A 1,018-nucleotide genomic window follows, 5' to 3' on the forward strand; every position below is an offset into this window, starting at 1 on the left:
CCCTTCACCCCCGAATCGACCGCGGCCTACACCGGGCTGCCCGAGGCCGACGTGCGCGTCGCCTTCGAGTGGCAGAGTCGCTTCCGCTACAACGGGCACGGGGCAGGCTGCGTGAAGCCGTAACCAGCCGCGGCCGCCCGGAGCGCCCGGGCGGCCGCCGACCCTTCAGGAACGACATGACCCACAACCAGCCCGTGCCTGGCGCCGACCCACAGCCGGGCGAACCTCAACCCGGCCTCGTCACGGCTCACCGTCTGCGCCAGGCCCGCCGACAACAACCCTCCGACGAGCATGCCGCCGCCCGCCGACGCCTGGCAGCCGCCCGCGGCCATCTCACCCGCGCCCTCCGAGCCGCCGACCCCGACCGAATCGACAGGGCCCGCCGGCGCCTGCACCAGGCCCAGGACGACCTCGCGCGCGCCAGCGCCCGCGCACGCTAGCTCACCCACGGCGCCGCCCTGCCGTGCCAGTCCGGCACGGTAGGGCCACACCTCAACACACGCCCGGAGACGAGCCCAGCACCTCTTCCTCGCCCGTCAGCAACGCCACCCGCCCCGGGTACACGGTCGTGAACTCCACCGGCTTGCCGGTGGCCCGCACGACCACCGGCAGATCCGGCTTGGCCAGCAGCACCCTGGCCAGCTCATGCGAGGTCATCGGCCCGTTGCCCTCATCCGAGGGCTGAAGCCGAAACGCTTCCAGCTGCTCCAGCGCCTGCTGCAGATCCCGCTTCAGGTCCTCGGTCATACCGGAGTGCTTGACGGCCAAATCACGCACACCGCGAGCCCCCTGGGGCCAATCGAACCCCGCCTCATGCAACACCTCGTTGACCCTCTCCAGCTCAGCGACGGTCTCCGCGAACACCCGCGCGGCGTTCTCCGGGCCCGGGAGCAACGCCTGGAACCAGCCCAGAACCGTCTCCTGCTGCGCCGGGGTCAGCTCGATGCTCTCCTCGGCCTGCTTGTCCGCCACCTTCTGTCCTCCTGTGCCTCGTCGTTGACTGTGCCTGCGGCCGTGC

2 protein-coding genes are annotated in these 1,018 nt (G+C 71.6%); one reads left to right on the forward strand and one right to left on the reverse strand.

Annotated features, from left to right (window positions below):
* The first annotated feature begins 176 nt into the window (after positions 1 to 176).
* Complete coding sequence (locus tag ACSIH6_RS39315; protein WP_435113970.1) at positions 177 to 440, forward strand: hypothetical protein; 264 nt, start codon at positions 177 to 179, stop codon at positions 438 to 440.
* A 52-nt stretch (positions 441 to 492) separates the two neighbouring features.
* Here the strand turns inward: ACSIH6_RS39315 and ACSIH6_RS39320 are convergent, their stop codons facing one another.
* Positions 493 to 972: a hypothetical protein gene (locus ACSIH6_RS39320; RefSeq protein WP_435113972.1), complete on the reverse strand. Its 480-nt coding sequence runs from the start codon at positions 970 to 972 to the stop codon at positions 493 to 495.
* Between the last annotated feature and the right edge of the window lie 46 nt (positions 973 to 1,018).

This window comes from Nocardiopsis synnemataformans (genome assembly GCF_965343085.1).
Lineage (GTDB): Bacteria > Actinomycetota > Actinomycetes > Streptosporangiales > Streptosporangiaceae > Nocardiopsis > Nocardiopsis alborubida.